Below are 19,681 nucleotides of genomic sequence, written 5' to 3'. Positions count from 1 at the left end.
GCGCCCTTTCCCGCCATAGTGGCCGGATGATCGACTTGCTGCCACCAGACCTTGCTCAAGCCGCCGCCATCGCACTGCTGCTGACAAGTTTCGCGGGGTCTTTCATCACGGCTGCGTTTGGCATTGGCGGTGGCGTCGCCTTTCTGGGGGCCTGCGCAATCCTATTGCCACCCGCAGCAATCATCCCTGTGCACGGTGTTGTGCAACTCGGCTCGAACGCAATCCGGGCACTGATGTTTCTACGCCATGTACTCTGGGCAGCCTTACCTGCTTTTGTCATCGGCTCCGTCGCAGGCGTCGCCATTGGCGGTAGCGTTGTGGTCAGCTTGCCGGGCTGGCTTGTTCAATCCGTCGTCGGCGTATTCATTCTCTGGGTGGTATTTGCCAAACCTCCCAAATGGCTCTCCCGCTGGCCTCTATTCACAGGGCTCCTGTCCAGCTTCCTGACGATGTTCTTTGGCGCGACTGGTCCCTTTGTGGCCGGCTATGTCAAAACCTTGCAACTCGATCGCCTCAGCCATGTGGCCCTACAAGCAGCAATGATGACTGTGCAGCACGGGCTCAAGGTTGCGATGTTCGGCCTCTTGGGGTTCGCCTTTGCGGATTGGGCGCTTTTGATTGCGGGCTTGATCGCCTCAGGTGCCTTTGGCACTTGGGTCGGCAAACAGGTGCTGGGCAAGATGAGCGACCACGGCTTTCATCGCATACTCAACGTGATCCTCGTGTTGCTCGCATTGCGCCTCATCTGGGGCGGGGTGAGTGCATTTTTCTAAAGTAGCGCGTTGAAATTCCGCACCGTCGCGATACCGCGACACAACAGACGTATTGCAGATGCATCTTTTCATCCCCATTTGCCCCGAAACGGGGAACGGTGTATGACGCCACCCTGATCAGGAAAGCGCGCGCGATGACCCAACACAGATCCGAACTTTTGATGCCAGCCGGTAGCCTCCGCAAACTCAAGATGGCCGTCCTTTATGGGGCGGATGCCGTTTATCTCGGCACGCCAGACATGAGCCTTCGGACAAAGTCTGAGTTTTCACTAGAAGACGTGATCGAAGGCGTAAAATTCTGCCATGAGCACGGGCGTCGCGCTTATCTGACGCTGAATTTGTTCAGCCATAACAAAGATATCCCGAAACTCGATGAGTACATCGACACAGTGCGTAAAGTGAACCCCGACGGGTTGATCATCTCCGACCCCGGTGTGTTCCAATACGTCCGCGAACGGGCGCCGGAGATCCCGCTGCATGTCTCCACGCAAGCTAATATCGCAAGCTGGCTGACCACGCAGTTCTGGCAATCTCAGGGCGCCGATCTCGTTGTGCTGGCGCGCGAAGTCAGCTTCCCTGAGCTGGAAGAGATTCGCGAAAAATGCCCTGACATCAAGCTTGAGGCCTTTGTCCACGGCGCCATGTGCATGACCTATTCCGGTCGCTGCCTGCTGTCCAACTTCATGGCAGAGCGCGGTGCCAACCAAGGCAACTGTGCCAACTCCTGCCGCTGGAACTACAAGTTCCACATGCGTCTGAAAGACGGTACCGTGCAAGAATTGATCGTGGATGAAGACAACATCCACATGTTTGAATTCCTGCTCGAAGAAGGCGTACGGCCCGGCGAGTTCCTCCCCATTCAGGAAGACGAGCGCGGCAGCTACATCCTCAACTCCAAAGATCTGTGTCTGCTGCCCAAGCTGGATGATTATCTGCGCATTGGCGTGGACAGCCTCAAAGTCGAAGGGCGCGGTAAATCAGAATACTATGCAGCCATCGTTGCGCGCGCCTACCGGATGGCGATCGATGACTACTACGCAGATCCCGAAAATTGGGACGCATCTGACTACATGAGCGAGTTGGAGACTGTGGGCAACCGCGGCTACACGCTGGCGTTCCACAAGGGCCGCCTGACCAATCTCGCCCACGGTTATGAGCAAACCCAAGCAATTGCCCATTGGGAATACGCGGGGTTTGTAACCGAAGTTGTCGATGATGCCTTCCATGTGGAAGTCAAAAACAAACTCGAGCCAGGCGATGTGTTGGAAATCGTCTCCCCTGTTGCCCGCAATACAATCCTACTTCGCGCCTATGATTACGAGGTCGCTGCAACCGGAGAGAAAAAAGACGTCATTCACGGCTCCACCAAGACCGTAATCCGCATGCCCTTCTCCCTGTTTGAGCATGAAGACCTCGAAGATCTGCGTAATAACTTCCCGCCCATGACAGTCATCCGCAAAGAGCGCGCCTTGACCGATGAGCAATGGAAGCGCCTTCAGCTCGACAAGACGGCGCTGGCGATGGAAGTGAAGGACAGCACCAACGAAACGGCTTACAAACGTCGGCGTGATGCGCTGGTGGAGGCGATTGAGGCTGACACCAACACCAAGCGCTTCAAGACCAACCGCAAAGGCACGGAAGGTTGCTGCGGCAAGGGGTGCAACGGCTGCCTGATCTTCTGGGAAGACCCGATGTACGCCAAAGCGCGCGATGTTCTGAAGGAGCGCAAGATGGGTTCCATGCTCAGCCGCGCTGAGGCAACAGAGCTGAAGCTCCCCGCAGCAGAGTAAAGCAAAAAAGCCCGGTCAGTGACCGGGCTTTTCTTTATGTTCTATAGAAATAATAGCGTTCAGGCGCGACGGTTGTCGGACCACGCACTTGCTCAAAGCCCACCAAAGGCTGACCGGACACGAGCACTCCGCCAGGCAACATGATTTTTTTGATCAGCTCTGAGAGGCGTGCCGCTTCGGCAACGTCTTTGGACTTGTCACCAAAACCAAAATCATAATGCGCCATAGCGATTTTGGTGCCGTCAGCTGCCATCTTGTTGAGCATCGCTTCGGCTTCGCCCTGCAAAAAATCTTCCTCAGGTGGCACACAGGAGGGGTGACAGTTTAACGCGCGATCGATCACCCAGATGCGGCGATCTGCTGCGATTTCCCGGATGTGGTCATAGGTGCGCCCGTTGCCAAGGCCCATATCCAGAAAGTCGCCTTTGAGGCTGTCCACCATGGTGTTGGCCCACTCTAGCCCATCCGCCTGAGCGGCCAAGCGGCGCATCATGCTGTTCAATCGGCTCATAATTCGCCCTTTCGGTCGTGGCGATAGAGCCGCACAGGCCCATCGCAAATCTCTTTCAAAAACTGTTCGGAAAAATTCCAGATATCGTCGTCATGCACAAGATGGTGGGTCAAATATCCCAAGGGCTCGTGATTGTCTGTGAGGCCAGCGCGCCGATCCTTCAGCAAGGCAATGAGCTGTGCAACCAAGGCTTCCGGCGCCACCAACCCTCTGGTGCCCCTCCAATAGATCGGATCCAGATGGGTATTGATCTGCTCCACACCGGGCGCTGCAAAGGGCTGATTGCGCGGCTGATAGGTGGATACCGCATCATACCCCAGCGCCGCCAAAGCAGGCATCAACGCCACATCCATTCTGTTCCATGGTGGGACAAACATCATCGCCAGACGATTTCCGAACAGGGATGTCATCTGCTCCAGCGCCGCAGCCAACTCCGCTTGCGCCACCTCAGGCGGGCGGCCGGCGCCGAACTCTGCGTTCTTGATCCCCTCAGGAGTATGGCTCAGATGCGCCCATCCATGCACAACCGGTACGAACGTGTCACGGAGTGTCTGCGCCAAGTCCACAGTTGCCTGCTCGGGAATGATTGCCAGATGCACGGGCACCTCGACGGCAGCGCTCAGCGCTCCGAGGTGGTCCAACGCATCGGTCGGTGTCACCGCATCATCGTCACGCCACCAGAACGGCAATGTCAGCCCGGCAGCACGCCACTCCCGAAATTCTGCTCTGAGCGGCCCCCAGTCAATCTTCACCCGCGCTTCTCCGCGAGCAGTTGCTGGGCGATACGCACGCTTCCTGCAGCCCCATCCATGCGCATATCGGTCGGCGGCTGCCTCCCATTCGCCAACACCCGCTTCAGTTCAGAAAGCAGGTTATCAGGGGTTAGATCCACGGAACTTAAGACTTCAATGCCCGGCTGTCTGGCCAGCGCGCGGGCCCGTAATGTCTGCTCCACTTCGCCTGCATCAGAAAACGGCACGAAAACCGTGGGTACGCCAGTCTGCAACACATCCAGCGCTGTATTGTACCCGCACATGCTGACTGTCGCTTCGGCGTTCAACAGCATCTGGCGAAAGTCCGGGCTTACCGGCTCGATGATGATGGTGGGATCATTGGCGATGGCCTGCAATTCTGATACCCGTGCGTCTTTGTCGGCACCTCCCACCAGCAGCCGCCAGCGTAGCGGGCTGCGTTTCGCAGCGGCAATCGCACATTTATAAAGCTCTTCGCCAATCGAGCCACCGCCCGTGCTTACAATGACCTCTCCGACGCCAGGACCATTCTCGACTGCTACCGGCGCCGCTGGGGCAACGTAGCCTGTATAATGCAACATGGCTCGAACATCATTGGTAACGGGCCAGCTCACGTCAAATGTGGTGAGTTCTTCATCCGAATGCACAAGCACGCCATCATAAAACTGCTTGAGCAAGTCCCGCGTATCTCCGGCTTTGCTGACCTTGGAGGGCGGCTCCAGAATATCGCGCACCGACGACAGCACAACGGGTCGCGTTTCAAGTGCATGAACGGCCTCGAGCAGAGCCACAAACTCCTTGGCCAAGCTGCGCCGTCCAAAAGGATACAGCTCAGTTATCACAACATCGGGCTGCATCTCATTGACGGTTTTCACCGCCATTGCGCGACGCGCTTCCAGGTAAGCACCGTCAGCAACCCGGTTTTGATCGGTCAGTAATTTTTTGAACTCCACACCATCAGAAGCCACCGGAGGCAATTGGATCAACGGTACATCATCGGTGCTGAGGTGCGGCGCAGGACGTCCACCAGAAAGCACAACCGCATCATGCCCATCTGCCACAAATGCGCGCGCCAGATTGAGGGCACGAGACAAATGCCCTGTGCCCAAAAGGTGGGTAACAACGATCAAAACTTTCATACGCTGCGCCTCTCCAAACGAATTATCTCCGGGTCTGCGACCCTAATCATATCGTCCTGAAGTTCCACCACAAAAAGTCGGTTCCGTTTTACGGCGAATGGGGCAGGACCATCGAAGTTCCAGCCATGCGCTTTGGCCAAAATCATGCGCATGATACCAATATGACAAACCGCAAGCGTGTCCCGTTCGCAGCCAAAGAGCCAAGGCGCAATGCGTGCCCAAACCTCACGTGGGCTTTCCCCTTCTGGCGGGCGATAATCCCATCCCCACGCCTCAATATCGCGAAAGCCGCTATTGGGATCGGCCTGCAGGTCGACACCTTTCTTGCCTTCCCATTGGCCCCAGTCCATCTCCGTCAGCGCATCCACCATTTCAGGGGAGCGTCCCGCGACAATCTCCGCCGTCTCTCGCGCACGGGCCAGCGGGCTGGACACAAGATCGGCCTCTCCCCAAGGGGCAGGCAGGGTAAACTCCTCCAAATCCGCACGCGCCTGATCATCCAATGGAATGTCCGTGCGTCCCTGAATTTGATGGGCGCGGTTCCAGGCCGTATGCCCATGTCGCATCATCGCAAGTCTGATCATGATCTCTCTTTCATCAGAGGATGCAACGCACCCCAGATTGTCTTTCTGGCTGCAGGCAGCAAATGCCGCGACTGCACCAAAGTCCTTGCCGCTTCAGATCGCAACCTGTGGTGCGCAACATCGCTGAGCACGCGACCAAGCGCTTTGGCAAGCTGATCTGGTGCGCCCTGCGCAATCAATCCGCCTGCCTCGACGACTTCGTTGACGCCAGCTCTGTCCTCTGCCGCCACCGGCACCCCATGCGCCTGCGCCTCCAGATAAACCATGCCAAAGGCTTCATTCACACCGGGCCAAAAGAACACTCTTGCCCGCCCATAGGCTGCTGCCATACCTGCCGCGTCGAGCGCCCCCAAGAAGCGGACGCGATCGCCAAAAGGAGCCATCATCTTGGCAACTTCGCTGCGCATTGGCCCATCTCCGGCAATCTCTAACTGCCAAGGGGCATTCCCCATGTGTCGGAGCGCCTCTGCGGCAATCTGATAAGAAGACAGCTTGTCTCCTGCGCGCATCATGCCCGCCATGAACACGTTCTGAGTTTGCGCACTTGCTGGCTCCGGCAATGTCTCCATTGCCAGAAACGGCGATAAGCCGACGAGCTTCTCAACGCCTAATGCGGCACGCAACGCCATGGCATCGCGCTCTGTAAAGTTAAAAATAGCGTCAGCAGCCTCGCAAGCGGCCAACGCCCGACGCTCAAAAGTATCCCACGGCCCGCCCAACCGTTTGCTGGCAAGAGTTGCCTCCACCAGCAAATAAGGGATGCCAAGCGCCTTAGAGACTGTTGGGCCGAGCAGATCAGGCGCTTTGTAGTAATTGTGATAGGTCACCCAAGCCTGCCACCCTTCACGACACCCGCGCGCGATCAAGGTTTCAGCTTCGCCTTGCGCCTGCTGGATCAACTGCGCCTGATGCGCGGTGCTCCCTTGTTTATCCAAACTGCGCAGCTCAGATGCCAGCACCGGCTGAGCGTCATCTGTGCTCAACACCCGCATGAGGTTGCGTGCGATTTCGCGCTCACCAGACGGAACCGTATGGTTGGGCGATTTTAAGGGCGCATAAAATGCAATCCGCCCCATCGCTTTACCCCCTCTGATCCGCCGTCACGGCAGCCTGCAACCGCGCATCCAGTTGCGCAATACCCGGCTGCATCAAGAAATACGTTGTCAGCCGCACATAGGCCGCTTCGGCCAGCTGCGCGCGCAGTGCCGGTTTACGGGCCAATTGCTCCATCGCCTCAGCCAGAGCCTCCGGAGCATCACTGCTCAACACGCCATGCTCACCATCGGTGATGAACTCCGGTATGGCAGATACCGGCGTGGAAAGCAGGCACAGCTTCTGGCTTGCGGCCTCCATCAGCACATTGGGCAAGCCGTCCCGATCCCCATCCTCAGCAACGCGACTTGGCAGTACAAAAACATCTGAGACACGCAAGGCTGCAATCACCTCGGGCTGGTCACACGCGCCGCGCCAAACAATGCGATCCGTGATACCCAGTCGTTCCGCTTCCGCCTTCAAAACCGCGCCGGATCCACCTCCACCGATATGCTCCCATCGCCAGTTCAAATCTTTAGGCAGTAACGCGAGGGCTGCGATCAAACGATCAAAACCCTTCTTTTCCACAAGCCGCCCCACGGAAAGAAAGCGTACCGTCCCATCAGGTTCGCGAGGCGTTGGGGGCTCTGGAAATCGTGTCAGATCTAATCCGTGATAGACCAATTCCACGCGGTCATCCCGATCTGCCAGCTCTGCGAGGTGACGCGCCCCCACGCCTGTGCAGGTCGCCAGAAAGGCCGCGCCAAATGTGTCTGCCTGCAGCTTCTCCCGTTTCTCCCATTCGGGTGAGGTCCAAATATCTTTGGCATGGGCTGAGACCGACCAAGGCAAATCTCGCATGATCGCGGCATAGCGCGTGACAGAGGCTGGCGTGTGCATGAAATGCGCATAGAGGACATCAATGTCGCTCGGCAATTCCCGCGCCAAGACACAGGCCTGCCCAAAGCGACGCACACGGTTGCGGGTGATGTCCCGCCGCAAATCTTTGAGCCAAACAGCCGCAGCTTTCCAAAACTCTGGCTTGGACATACCTGCGAAAACACTGCGCAACACGCGCAGGGGTTCTTGGTGCAGGTATTCCGGCAGATAATGCACCGGCGCTTTCAAACGATCATGCAGCGGATGGCGTTTCTTATCGGTGGGAAACCGCAGCGACCAAAGCGCCATATCGTAGCCGGTTTCTTCCAGCGCCACCAATTCCTGCGCGATAAACGTCTCTGACAGGCGGGGCCAGCCTTTGACCACCACCGCCACCTTCGGTCTTTGAGAAGTCATGCGACGCCTTGTGTCTGCGGCTGGGTATTCGGCTGGGAGATGCCCAGCATGGCGAGCGTGCGCTCAGACACCACATCCAGCCCGTCCAAAAGCCCCGGTACAAAGGCACCGCTCGGCTTCGGTTGATGCGGAATGCCGCGAATGGCGGCGATCATCGCTTCGGGCGTGAAACCATCACGACGTTCGTCCAGCATGCGCACCAAGCCGAGGCTTTCGGCGCGGCTCGCGCGGATATGTTGCTCCATACGCGGGCGGGTGCGCGGGACAATCACCACAGGTTTGTCAAAGGAGAGCACTTCGCAAAAAGTGTTATACCCCCCCATCGACACGATGCCCTGCGCGCCTTGCATCAAGGTTTCCATGCGACTGTCAAAGCCGACCGCATGCACGCGCCCATTCAGTTTGGCCACGCGCGCCTCAAAGTCTGCGCGCACTTCGCCGGACAGAAACGGCCCGTAAACCAACAGCGCGCGTGGGGAGAGATCCGGATCCGCCTCATAGGCGCACAGCACCAGGTCCACCATGCCAGCGCCATCACCGCCGCCACCGGGGGTGACGAGGATATACGGTTCAGACGGGGGTTCATCGTCGCTAAAAGCTTCTCGCTGAAGATAACCCGTGAAGGTCATTTTATCGCGAAACTCTTGGGTCAGCTCCAAGCCCGCTGTCGGATCATAAATCGAGCGTAGGCCGTAAACCCAAGTCTCATCATAGTATCGCTCCGCTGCCTCAACGGCACCTTTACGCGCCCATTCGGCCGCAAGCACATTGGGCTCGTCCAGCACATCCCGCAGACCAAGGATCAAATGCGCCTTGCGCTTCAGCTTCAACCATTCCAGTGCGGGCAACAGCTCACCGCGAAAGCCGGTCGGCTCTTTGTCCACAATCAGCACATCTGGATCGAAGTGTTCGACAGTTGCCTTGATCAATCCGGCGCGGAGCGCAGTGGTTTCGTCGATATGAAGACCCAGGCGCTCGCTTTCGTAGTTCCCATCCAGTGTTTTGGTCACACCGGGCAGGCGGATATGGTCCACATTGTCGGGAAAGGAAAATCGCCCTGCCACAGGAGATCCGGTCAGGATAAGCGCAGAGATACGGCTGTCCGCCTGCGTTATCGCGGTCGCGAGGGCACGCGAGCGGCGCAAGTGGCCCAGCCCGTAAGTGTCGTGGCTATACAGCAGCACACGCGGAGACGCATTGGCCGCCAAGTTGCCTTTCATCGAATGCGCTTCTGACAAATCGTGCCTCACCCTTCGTTACAACCGCAAATCCGACTCGGATTTGGGCAATACGCCTTTGATATCGTAGAGCAATGCCTCAGGCTTTCCGAGGTCTCTTATTGCAGCAGCACCCATCTCTACAAATTGGCGATGCGCAACGGCCACGACAACTCCGTCATAGACGCCGTTTTCAGCCTTTTGAATGGGTGTGATGCCATATTCGGCGCTTACAGCCTCCGGATCGACCCAGGGATCCCAGACATCAACGCCTACGCTGTAGCTTTTCAGCTCGTCCACAATATCGGCCACGCGAGTGTTGCGCGTGTCGGCACAGTTCTCTTTAAATGCAAGCCCCATCACCAAAACACGTGCGCCCGAGGGGTTGGTGCCTTTGGCAAGCATACCCTTGATCATCTCCTGCGCCACATGACGCCCCATGTGATCATTGATCCGACGCCCGGCCAAGATGACCTCGGGGTGATAGCCCAATTGCTCCGCTCGGAAAGTCAGATAGTAAGGATCGACACCGATACAGTGTCCTCCCACAAGACCCGGTTTGAATGGCAGGAAGTTCCATTTGGTGCCGGCAGCTTCCAGAACTTCCAGAGTGTCCAATCCCATACGGGAAAAGATCAGCGAAAATTCGTTCACCAGAGCGATGTTCAGATCGCGCTGCGTGTTCTCGATGACCTTTGCAGCCTCTGCCGTCTTGATCGAGCTGGCTTTGTGCAGACCAGCCTTAATCACAGGCCCATAGATCGCCTCTACGCGGGCAAGCGTTTCCGCATCCTGCGCCGCCACCACTTTGACCACATTTTCCAGCGTGTGCTCGGCGTCTCCCGGATTCACACGTTCCGGCGAATAGGCAAGCTTGATCTCGCGGCCTGCCGCTAGCCCGCTGGCCTGCGCCAGCGCAGGGCCACAAACTTCTTCGGTCACGCCGGGGTACACGGTGCTTTCCAAAACGACCAAGGCATTCGCAGTCAAATACGGCGCGATGGTCGCGCAAGCGCCCAGTACCGGGCCAAGGTCAGGTGCCTTTGCATCCGTGATCGGCGTCGGCACTGAGAGGATAAAGGCCGAGCAGCCTTTCAGCGCATCTGGGGCATCACTGAAAACCGCAGTGGTCTGCGCCAGTGACTCAACCGCCACCTCGCCGTTTGGATCGCGCCCGGAAGTTAGCCCTTCAATCAGCTTGGCATTGGTGTCAAAGCCAACCACCTCAAATCCGGCGCGTGCAAGGCCCAGAGCCAAAGGCAAGCCCACATAGCCCAAGCCCAAAACAGCGATTTTCTCTGATGTATTGAGGGTCACCTGTAACCGGTCCTTCCGCTCGCCTGCACCTTTTATCATTGGTTTCAGCCGCTAAACTGTTTGCAACCCCTTGTCACGCCAAAACGCGCTGGCTGCGTGGTTTCGCCCACACCCGCACACGTGAGATGATCTCATTTGCGTGACGCCGCCTCAAAGGTTAGACCAAAAGAAGACTGATTTGAGAGGCTTATTCGCCATGTTGCGCCAATTGTTTGCAATGATCTTCATCATTTTGCTGATGCCATTGATGGCATCAGCTCAAGCGACCTCTCTTTTGCCGAACACCGCTCAAAGCGCCGCGCCCGAAGAAAACGCAGCCATGAGCCAACTTTTGCAAGAAGCCGCGAACACCGGCATGCAAGTCATCATCCTGCAGCCGGACGGATCAACGCAAACTGTCGGCGCAAGTGCCGCCTCCAGCAGCTCCGCGCAAGCTTCCGACACCTCCACTGACGGTGCCACCCTCATCATGCGCGCGCAGTCAGAAGTCGATGAAGTGCGGAGCATCTTTTTCAAGCGCTTGCAGGCCCTGCCTGCGGCCATCAACGAAGTTCGCTTCATCCTGCGCGCCTCCAGCCCTGATGGCACCATCATGGCCTTCGTCAGAACCCTTTTGTGGTCACTGGTTTTCCTGCTGCTCGGCGCCCTTGCGGAGCGCAGAATCTACGGCCCAAAAATCGCGGCCCGCTTTGTGATGCCAATGGTGCAAAAAGCACCGCAAGGCTATTCCGAAAAGTTGCCGTTCCTCGTGGTGCGCTTTGTCGGCGGGGTGATTGGCGTGGCGTTTTCCATGGTTGTGGCCGCCATTCTCGGCTTCATCATCACAGCGGTCATCGGTGGTGAAGAAGACAGTGCCATCCGCTTCACGCTGATCTCGATCTTTGTGGCCTACGCCCTCAGCCGTATTGTCGCGCTGATCTGGCGCATGATCCTCTCGCCCTATCTGGACCAGTATCGTATCCCCAGCTTTTCCACGCGCGATGCAAAACGCCTGCACCGCTGGATGTTTACGCTGGGCGCTCTCAACATCTGTACCGCAGTTTTTGGGGAATGGTTGAAGCAGCTTGGCCTGAACTACGATGTCTTTGCAGCCATGACGCTTGTTTTGCTAAGCGTCTTTGCCATTGGCAACCTCGCGATGGTGGTGGTGAACCGCGAGGCCATTTCCAACGCCATTCGCAACGGCAAAGCCCTGCCTGAAGCAAGCCTGCCCATCCGGCTGATCAGCACACTCTGGGCACCTGTTTTCCTGCTCTACGTTATCTATGGCTTCACCGAACAGGCCTTTGACATTGTGCTGGGCAATGAGCTGTCGATTCCGCCAATCGCCGGTGCCTATATGATTTTCGCAGCCACAATTGTGGTCTATGCAACCTTCAATTTTATCATCGAGCGCTACTTTGACCGTGCCCGCAAAGTCCGCGCGGCCAATGAAGCGGCGGAACGTGCTGAGGCAGAACAGGAAGCCGCCCGCTTGGCCGCCGAAGCTGCACAGGAGACCATTGACGGCATTGCAACGGAGACGGTGTCCAGTCCGGTTCTGGACGGCGACATCATGGAAAGCGAGGATGACGATGCCGAACTGCGTGCGTTTCAGGAACGCATGCAATCGAGCAGCATTCACACCTTTGAGGATCTCGCGCGCCGGATTGCGGGGATATTGGCACTTGTTTCCGGCCTGTATGCTGCGGTTAATATTTTTGGCGCCGAAGAGATGATGGTCCAGACCAATATCTTTGATCAGACACTGGATGTGGCTGTGATCTGTTTCATTGGCTACATCGTTTTTCATGCCTTCCGCATCTGGGTGGACACAAAAATCAAGGATGAGGGCGGCGATGCTGTAAGCGCAACGCCCGGTGATGAGGGGGGCGCAACGGGTGCCAGTCGCCTCGCAACGCTGCTGCCGCTTTTCCGCAGCTTCATTCTGGTGATCATTGTGGTCTCCATCGTTCTGATCGCACTCTTGGAAATGGGAGTGAACGTCAGCCCGCTCTTCGCCGGTGCCGGTGTTATCGGCCTTGCCGTGGGCTTTGGCGCCCAATCCTTGGTGCGGGATATCTTTTCCGGCGCCTTCTTCCTGTTTGATGATGCCTTCCGCAAAGGCGAATACATCGACATTGGTTCTGTCAAAGGGACGGTGGAAAAGATCTCTGTCCGGTCTTTCCAACTGCGTCACCACTTGGGGCCGCTGCACACCATTCCCTTTGGCGAAATCCAGTATCTGACCAACTACTCCCGCGATTGGGTGATCATGAAACTCAAGCTGCGTGTCACCTACGACACCGACGTGGAGCGGGTGCGCAAACTGGTCAAAAAACTCGGCGTCGAATTGCTCGATGATCCGGTGATCGGCCACAACTTCATCCAGCCGCTGAAATCACAAGGCGTGATCGAGATGCAGGACAGCGCTATGATCATTCGTGTGAAATTCATGACCAAACCGGGTGATCAATGGCTGGTGCGCAAAAAGGTCTATCAGGAAATCCGCGAGCTCTTTGCGCGCGAAGGCATCAAATTTGCCCACCGCGAAGTCACCGTGCGGATTGCCGATGATGACAAAGGCGAAGAGTTGAGCCCCAAACAACGCGACGCCGTTGTGGGCGCAGTCGAAGCAGCCATTGACGAGGATGCGCTGGAAGAGGCCTCTAGCGGCGGGGATGACCGCTGATAGCGCCCATGAGCCAGCACCCCAAGATTAACCATTTGCCCCGTCTGCGCTTTTAAACAAAGGGTAAATGCGCTAGCAAAATGGTGGGATTTGTTGCGGACCATGGGATCGGTCCGCGAAGGGGGTGGAATGTCGCCTGAGATTGAGCACGCGTATGAGCTGTTGGAAGTGACTCCGGATGTCTCTGACAAGGAGATGCGTTCCGCATGGCGCAAACTTGTCAGGCGCTACCATCCGGACCTCGCCAAAGACGACCCTGAAGAAGCCAGCCAACGCATGGCTGACATCAACGCAGCCTTCGACGCGCTAGCCTATCACCGCGCAAAGATTGAAGCGGAAGAGATGCCCCAAGAAACGGGCAAAAAGAAAGAAAAGGCACGTCGTTCAGCCAAGTCCAAATCACGCGCGCAAACCAATACCAAACGTGAAAAGGCGGAAGAGCCGCAACCCGAAGCGGAAGCGCCACAAGAACCTGAGACCAAATGGAATAGCGAAGAGCAGACTCTGGTGAATGCAGCCTCTTCTCTCTTTGAAGAAACCCGCCGCAAGCTGAGTGCAGCCGCCCGGCGACCACTCTTTTCCGTCTGCCATTAAAGCTGTTGCGACCTAGTCCAAAACACTGAGGGTGGTCCAAACCACCCTCTTTCAGTGTTAGCTTCGGTTCGGATCCATCGCGTCCCGCAAACCGTCACCAAAGAAGTTGAACGCCAAAACCACAATCACGATCGGCAGCATCGGAATCGCCGTCCAGGGATAGATCTCAATCGACGCAAGGTTCTGCGCATCGTTCAGCATGACGCCCCAACTCACCGCTGGCGCGCGCAACCCCAACCCCAAGAAGCTCAGCGCCGTTTCCCCCAAAATCATCGCCGGGATCGAGAGCGTCGCGCTGGCGATCAGATGGCTGAGGAAGTTGGGCAAAAGGTGTTTTTTGATCACCCGGCTTGGCTTCGCCCCCATCATCTCAGCGGCTTTCACAAATTCTTCTTCGCGCAAACTCAGGAATTTGGAGCGCACCGCACGGGCCAACCCCGGCCAGTCGAGAATACCAAGGATGATCGAGATGATGAAAAACACCGCCACGGGCCCCCAGTGAGAAGGCACAGCCGCCGACAGCGCGAGCCACAGGGGCAGCTCTGGCAGGCTGCGCAAGACTTCAATCACTCGGTTGATGAACCAATCCAGAAAGCCGCCAAAATAGCCAGCGATCGAACCCAGAATGATCCCGATCACAAAGGAAACAGTGATGCCCACAAGCCCGACAGTCAGGGAAAGCTGCGCGCCATAAAGGATGCGTGAAAACACATCGCGCCCCAATCGATCCGCACCAAAGAGGAACAGCGTCGCTCCCTCAGGAGCGCAGAAAAAATGCGTGTTCGCCGGAATGAACCCCGCGAGCTTGTAGTCAGCCCCTTCGCAGAAGAACTCAAGCATCATTGGTGTGTCGGTATCCGGCACGTATTTCCAACTAAAGCTCTCCAGATCCATTTCCGCCGTGGTCGGATAAACATGCGGGCCTATGAAGCGGCCGTCATGAATGAAATGCATCCGCTGCGGCGGGGCGTAGATGTAATCTTCCAAACGCTCGTTGGGCCCATAAGGCGCAATGAAGCCAGCAAAAGGCAGCGACAGATAGGCAAGGAGCAGAAAAATGGCTGAGATCAAGCCAAGCTTATGTTGCTTAAAGCGCAACCACAGCAACCGCGCGTTGGACATATCCAACTCGGCGCTACGCGCCTCTGCCGCTGCTTCGGGATTATAAGGGGCCTGATCGACAAAACGCCCGTCTGGCTGAATGCTCATCGCTCCCGCCCTCCAAATCGAATGCGCGGATCAAGCAGCGCGAGCAAGAGATCGGACACCAGCGTGCCAATCAGCGTAAGAAGCGCCACAAACATCAACACAAAAGCGGACAGGAACAGATCCTGCGACTTAAGCGCTGACAGCAGCAGCGGCCCGATGGTTTGCAACCCCAAAACCACAGACACCAGAACCGAACCAGAGACCAGTGAAGGCAAAAGCGTGCCGATGTCGGCCACAAATGGGTTAAAAGCCACGCGAAGGGGATATTTGGTGAGCATACGCGGCTCGCTCATACCTTTGGCCCGCGCTGTTTCCACATAGGGTTTACCTAGTTCATCAAGCAGGTTCGCTCGCAACCGCTGCATCATCGCCGCCGCGCCTGACGTGCCAATCACAAAGGTTGGAATGATCAAGTGGACCAGAACCGACTTCATCTTCTCAAAGCTCATCGGTTCACCTTCGAACTGCGGATCCATCAACCCACCAATCGGCAGGTTGAGATAGCGGTTGCCGTAATAAAACAGGATCAGCGCCAGCAAGAAGTTCGGCGTCGCGAGACCAAGATAGCCAATGAACGCAGAGGTATAGTCAATCCAGGTTTTGGATTTCGCCGCAGCCAGAACGCCAAGCGGCAGCGCCACAGCATAGATGAAAAGCACCGCAGCCAGATTGACCAGCACCGTCATCCAAAGCGCACCGCCGACCAGATCAGCCACCGGCTTGTCGAACTCAAAGGACCAGCCAAACTCGCCCTGCAAAAGCCCCGCAAAACCATGCGGCCCCTGCATGAACCCGGCCCAGATCAGATATTGCTTCCACAAAGGTTGATCGAGTGAGTACTCCTGCCGAAGGAACTCCGCCTTGGCGATCCCATTGGATTGCCCGGTCGCGCGCAGCTCGTTGATTTGATTGGACAGATAGTCCCCCGGCGGCAGGTTGATGATGACAAACACCAACACCGACACCACCAGAAGTGTCGCAAGCATGGTTAGAAACCGGAAAACCGCGAACCGCAGCAGAGCCATTCCTTGCTCCTATTCCGCAAAGAAGAATTCATCAGGGCGATGCACCCCGAAATGAGCACCGGGCGACCAAGCCCAAATGGCTTTCTCCGGCACATTGTGCAACCGATTGGACACCACAACCGGCTGCGGCGCGCCGTTCAACAGGCCAATCGCAAAAACATTGTCAGCGTGAATGTCCACCATACGCTGCCAGATCACGGCGCGATCCACCGACGTGTAGGCCTGTGTCCACTGATGCGCGAGATCGTTCAGTTCAATCGCGGCAGGAAGATCAGGGGCCTCTCCAACTTCACCATGCGTCTGATGGTATTGCCCCCACTTCGGCCAAGAGAGAAACGCCTGATCCCACGGCGCCAGATAGCCCGGTGATGTGTATGGCTGCGGCAGGCCGTTGTCCCAGCCAAACCAAGTGGAGGCCATGGTTTCTCCGGCGTAGACCCGATTGCGCAAAATATCGCGTTCCAAGGGGCGCATGATCAGCTTCACGCCAATCTCCGCCCAATTGTCGGTGATAATCTGCAACGCGTTTTCAACTTCCTGGCGCTCGCCTGCCGTCTCGATCACCACCCATACGGGGCGCCCATCGGGCAGCGTGCGATATCCTTCTTTGGTGCGCTTATCGAGGCCCATTTCATCCAGCAGGGCATTGGCTTGATCCAGATCACGAATGGCCCAAGCGTCGCGGTTCTTCTCTTTAAAAAAAGGACTCACCGGCAGAACCGTCATGCCACCCTGTTTGGCCAAGCCAAAGTAAAGGCCGCGGTTGATGATCTTGCGATTGATTGCCAGAGACAGCGCTCGACGGAACCGCACATCACGCAGTGTCTCCCGCCAGCCCTCGTCGTTGTAGTTCAGGTTGGGATAGATCGCGATCTGACTGGCCGTGCCATTTCCCCACAACATGGTGCTGTAGTTGCCTTGCGCCTCACCCTTTTTCAGGATCGCCGTGTCTTTGAAGTCCAGCCCACGCGCCTGCAGATCCACTTCGCCCGCATTTGCCTTCGCAGCAACAAGACCCGGCGCAACCACCTGCATTTCAACAACATCGATGTAGGGCAATTGCACCCCATTGCTGTCAATCCGGTGGTAGAAGGGATTGCGGACAAACAGGAACCGGCTTTTGCCGTCTTTCGTCGCCAGGATCCAAGGCTGCAGCGTAGGCAGATCCGGATTGTCGAACTTATACATATTGTCCTGGCGATTGTGCAGCGCGGCCCAGCTGCGCACACGCGCCTCATAAAGCCGCTCACTCAGCTCTTCTTCATCCGTGTAGTCCGCGTGAAACGGCTTCATGAAATGCGCAGGGCGGTAGATGAACGGCGGGCGCGCCTCGGCCAGCATCTGCAAAAACTGCGGGTTGGGTTTGCTCCACTCATAGATAACCGTATGTGCATTGGGGAAACTGACCTTTGGCAGCTCTCCTTCAACTCTCAGGAAATCGACAGGGCCTGAGGGGGACAGCAACGGATTGTTTGCTACATCCTCCCACCAGTAGCGGAAGTCCTCAGATGTAAACGGATGACCGTCCGACCACTTGTGGCCGGGGCGTAGGCGCATGGTGAATTTTTTGTCGTCTTCATTGTCTAGACCCGCAAGAATATCGGGGACCAATTCATACCGTTCGTTGTAGCCCACAAGCCGCGCATAGCCGTACACAACCATTTGCCGCACATCTTTGGAGCGCGTAACCATGGTGCGCAAAGTGCCACCCTGCTTACCAAACTCCCGATTGCGCAGAGACAGATCTACGGTCTTTGGCGCCTCTGGCACACGCTCTGCAACTGGCGGCAAATTTCCGGCAGAAACATCTGATTGCCAAAAGCCGCTTTCCTGTAGCTCCACCGCCGAGACAGTTTGAGCACCCAGCAAGGAACAGGCAGCAAAGAGGCAGGCAATGAACGGTCTTTTAGGCATGGTAACGCACCTTGTGTCCTGGCTCGGTCTCCCGCAACGGCGGCGCATTCACACCGTCAAAGCAGAAAGCATCGGGCCAACTGGAAGGGGCGCCTGCCCCCTGTGCCACGATCTTGAGGTTGATGGGGCGCGCAATATCCGGCTCAGGCTGAGCCGCAATGAGCGCCTTGGTGTAGGGATGTTGCGGATTATAGAAGAGCTGCTCTGGCGGACCTTGCTCGACCACAAGCCCTGCGCGCATTACCGCGACTTCATCTGCAATCCGCGCCACAACAGCAAGGTCATGGCTGATAAAGAGGTAGCTGAGGTTGAGGCGGTCCCGAATGTCTTCAAGCAGTCGCAGCACCTGCTCCTGAACAGAAACATCCAGTGCTGATGTCGGCTCATCACATACCAGAAACGTCGGCCCAAGCATCAATGCCCGAGCAATTGAGAGACGCTGGCGTTGCCCACCAGAGAAGGCATGTGGAAAGCGTGTGAGCATGTTTTCATTCAGCCCAACCCAGCGCAGAATTTCCACGGCACGGTCAACACGCTCTGACGGAGATCCAAGGTTGTGAATCTCCAGAGGTTCACAAAGCGCATCTTTCACCCGCATACGCGGATTAAGCGTGCTGTAGGGGTCCTGAAACACCATTTGAGCCTTGCGCTGAAACGCCAGACGCTCCGCCCGGTTCAAATCCTGCAGGTTGACCGGCTCAGCGCCGGGCTCTGCGCGAAACAGGATCGAGGCCCCGCTATCCGCTCGCTCCGCACCAAGCGCCATGCGCGCACATGTGGTTTTACCGGATCCGGATTCACCCACTACCGCCAGTGTTTTGCCGCGCTCGACCCCGAAGTCTACACCTCGCACGGCATTCACCACGGATTTGGCACCCCAAGGCGAGGAGGCTTTGAGCTCATAGGTTTTGTTCACGTCCCGCATCTCAAGGATGTAGTCGCGTTCCTCCTCATCTGGTCGATCTGCCGGCGTGGCCGGAATTTCCGGTGCCGCTGCCATCAAGTCTTTCGTGTAAGGATGATGCGGATCGCGCAGGATCAGGGGCGCAGCCCCCGCCTCCATGACGCGGCCACGGTTCATCACAACCACGTCGTCCGCCATATTGGCCACCACGCCAAGGTCATGGGTCACCAAAATCACTCCCATGCCGGTCTCAGCCTGAAGATCCTTGATCAACCCCAAAACCTGCGCCTGCGTTGTCACATCAAGCGCGGTTGTCGGCTCGTCCGCAATCAGCAGATCAGGCCGCCCAACCATCGCCATCGCAATCATAGCACGCTGGCGCATCCCACCTGAGAGCTCAAACGGATAGGAATTGTAGACGCGCTCAGGGCTTGGGAAGCCAACGCGCTCAAACTTCTCAAGAACCAGTTTCTTGCGCTTGGCTGCGTCAAAATTATGATGCAGCTTCAGCGCTTCAGACACCTGGTTGCCAATCCGGTGCAGCGGGGACAGCGAGCGCATCGGCTCCTGAAAAATCATCGAAATCCGATTGCCGCGAATGCTGCGCATCTTGCGTTCGCTCAATTTGGTGATGTCGATCGGCGCATCTCCGCCACGTCCCGCAAACTCGATCTGACCACCGCGCAATTGGGCCGCCGCAGGCAAAATCCGCAAAGCCGCGCGACAGCTCAAGGTTTTCCCTGACCCACTTTCTCCGACCAGCGCGAGGGTCTTTCCGGCGGCGACTGAAAAACTGACATCATCCACCACAGGTTTGGCTTTTTCAAAGCCAATTGTAAGATTTCGCACAGTTAATAGTGCTGTCAAAGCAATAGTCCCCTGCCACGCTCTTTTTAATCCACCTTGCGGCGGCGTGTTCCGGATCATCTGAACATGATTATTCTTGTCGGAGC

16 protein-coding genes are annotated in these 19,681 nt (G+C 56.9%); 4 read left to right on the top strand and 12 right to left on the bottom strand.

The genetic code is table 11. The features are described from left to right. Window positions 1-26 precede the first annotated feature (26 nt). Both J7400_RS02455 and J7400_RS02450 read left to right on the top strand, forming a co-directional pair. Window positions 27-773, top strand: coding sequence for a sulfite exporter TauE/SafE family protein (locus J7400_RS02455; RefSeq protein WP_209058608.1), 747 nt, complete (start codon window positions 27-29; stop codon window positions 771-773). Between the two features lie 134 nt (window positions 774-907). Continuing rightward, window positions 908-2,563, top strand: a complete 1,656-nt coding sequence (locus J7400_RS02450) for a U32 family peptidase (RefSeq protein ID WP_209058606.1) — start codon at window positions 908-910, stop codon at window positions 2,561-2,563. Window positions 2,564-2,597: 34 nt separating this feature from the next. On the opposite strand, the gene J7400_RS02445 is transcribed toward J7400_RS02450, so the two are convergent. Genes J7400_RS02445 through J7400_RS02410 form a run of 8 tightly spaced genes read right to left on the bottom strand, consistent with a single transcriptional unit; the run spans window position 2,598 to window position 10,450 of the window. Beyond that, on the bottom strand, window positions 2,598-3,074 hold the full coding sequence (locus J7400_RS02445; RefSeq protein WP_209058604.1) for a class I SAM-dependent methyltransferase: 477 nt from the start codon (window positions 3,072-3,074) through the stop codon (window positions 2,598-2,600). Then, a complete protein-coding gene (locus tag J7400_RS02440) occupies window positions 3,071-3,826 on the bottom strand; it encodes a polysaccharide deacetylase family protein (RefSeq protein ID WP_209058602.1) in 756 nt (251 codons plus the stop codon). Before J7400_RS02440 ends, J7400_RS02445 begins: the two co-directional genes overlap by 4 nt. Further along, complete coding sequence (locus J7400_RS02435) at window positions 3,823-4,965, bottom strand: glycosyltransferase (RefSeq protein ID WP_209058600.1); 1,143 nt, start codon at window positions 4,963-4,965, stop codon at window positions 3,823-3,825. The genes J7400_RS02440 and J7400_RS02435 overlap by 4 nt, the downstream gene beginning before the upstream one ends. Further along, the gene (locus J7400_RS02430) at window positions 4,962-5,549 is read right to left on the bottom strand and encodes a histidine phosphatase family protein (protein WP_209058599.1); all 588 of its coding nucleotides are present in this window, start codon (window positions 5,547-5,549) and stop codon (window positions 4,962-4,964) included. Before J7400_RS02430 ends, J7400_RS02435 begins: the two co-directional genes overlap by 4 nt. Beyond that, window positions 5,546-6,625 carry a glycosyltransferase family 4 protein gene (locus tag J7400_RS02425; protein ID WP_209058598.1) on the bottom strand — a complete coding sequence of 360 codons (1,080 nt, stop codon included), beginning with the start codon at window positions 6,623-6,625 and terminating at the stop codon, window positions 5,546-5,548. Before J7400_RS02425 ends, J7400_RS02430 begins: the two co-directional genes overlap by 4 nt. Window positions 6,626-6,629: 4 nt before the next feature. Continuing rightward, window positions 6,630-7,877, bottom strand: a complete 1,248-nt coding sequence (locus J7400_RS02420; protein WP_209058597.1) for a glycosyltransferase family 4 protein — start codon at window positions 7,875-7,877, stop codon at window positions 6,630-6,632. Then, window positions 7,874-9,097: a glycosyltransferase gene (locus J7400_RS02415; RefSeq protein ID WP_209058592.1), complete on the bottom strand. Its 1,224-nt coding sequence runs from the start codon at window positions 9,095-9,097 to the stop codon at window positions 7,874-7,876. Before J7400_RS02415 ends, J7400_RS02420 begins: the two co-directional genes overlap by 4 nt. 36 nt (window positions 9,098-9,133) lie before the next feature. After that, a complete protein-coding gene (locus J7400_RS02410) occupies window positions 9,134-10,450 on the bottom strand; it encodes a nucleotide sugar dehydrogenase (protein WP_209058590.1) in 1,317 nt (438 codons plus the stop codon). Window positions 10,451-10,607: 157 nt separating this feature from the next. Here J7400_RS02410 and J7400_RS02405 point away from each other — a divergent pair, with 157 nt between their 5' ends. Further along, window positions 10,608-13,082 (top strand): mechanosensitive ion channel family protein, encoded by a 2,475-nt coding sequence (locus J7400_RS02405; protein ID WP_209058588.1) that lies wholly within the window; start codon window positions 10,608-10,610, stop codon window positions 13,080-13,082. 129 nt (window positions 13,083-13,211) lie between these two features. Next, on the top strand, window positions 13,212-13,676 hold the full coding sequence (locus J7400_RS02400) for a J domain-containing protein (RefSeq protein ID WP_209058586.1): 465 nt from the start codon (window positions 13,212-13,214) through the stop codon (window positions 13,674-13,676). A gap of 57 nt (window positions 13,677-13,733) precedes the next feature. Here J7400_RS02400 and J7400_RS02395 read toward each other — a convergent pair whose 3' ends face one another. From J7400_RS02395 to J7400_RS02380, 4 genes are read right to left on the bottom strand one after another with little or no spacing between them, the layout of a single operon-like run. Next, window positions 13,734-14,885 (bottom strand): ABC transporter permease, encoded by a 1,152-nt coding sequence (locus tag J7400_RS02395; protein ID WP_209058584.1) that lies wholly within the window; start codon window positions 14,883-14,885, stop codon window positions 13,734-13,736. After that, complete coding sequence (locus J7400_RS02390) at window positions 14,882-15,910, bottom strand: ABC transporter permease (RefSeq protein WP_209058579.1); 1,029 nt, start codon at window positions 15,908-15,910, stop codon at window positions 14,882-14,884. Before J7400_RS02390 ends, J7400_RS02395 begins: the two co-directional genes overlap by 4 nt. Window positions 15,911-15,919: 9 nt before the next feature. After that, on the bottom strand, window positions 15,920-17,824 hold the full coding sequence (locus tag J7400_RS02385) for an ABC transporter substrate-binding protein (protein WP_209058577.1): 1,905 nt from the start codon (window positions 17,822-17,824) through the stop codon (window positions 15,920-15,922). Next, entirely contained in the window at window positions 17,817-19,595 is a 1,779-nt protein-coding gene (locus J7400_RS02380) for an ABC transporter ATP-binding protein (RefSeq protein ID WP_209058575.1), read from the bottom strand. Before J7400_RS02380 ends, J7400_RS02385 begins: the two co-directional genes overlap by 8 nt. Window positions 19,596-19,681 lie beyond the last annotated feature (86 nt).

The sequence above is a fragment of the Shimia sp. R9_2 genome (assembly GCF_017743735.1).
Taxonomy (GTDB): domain Bacteria; phylum Pseudomonadota; class Alphaproteobacteria; order Rhodobacterales; family Rhodobacteraceae; genus Shimia.
Note: the sequence above shows the minus strand (reverse complement) of the source record. Positions and strands in the feature narration are given on the sequence as shown.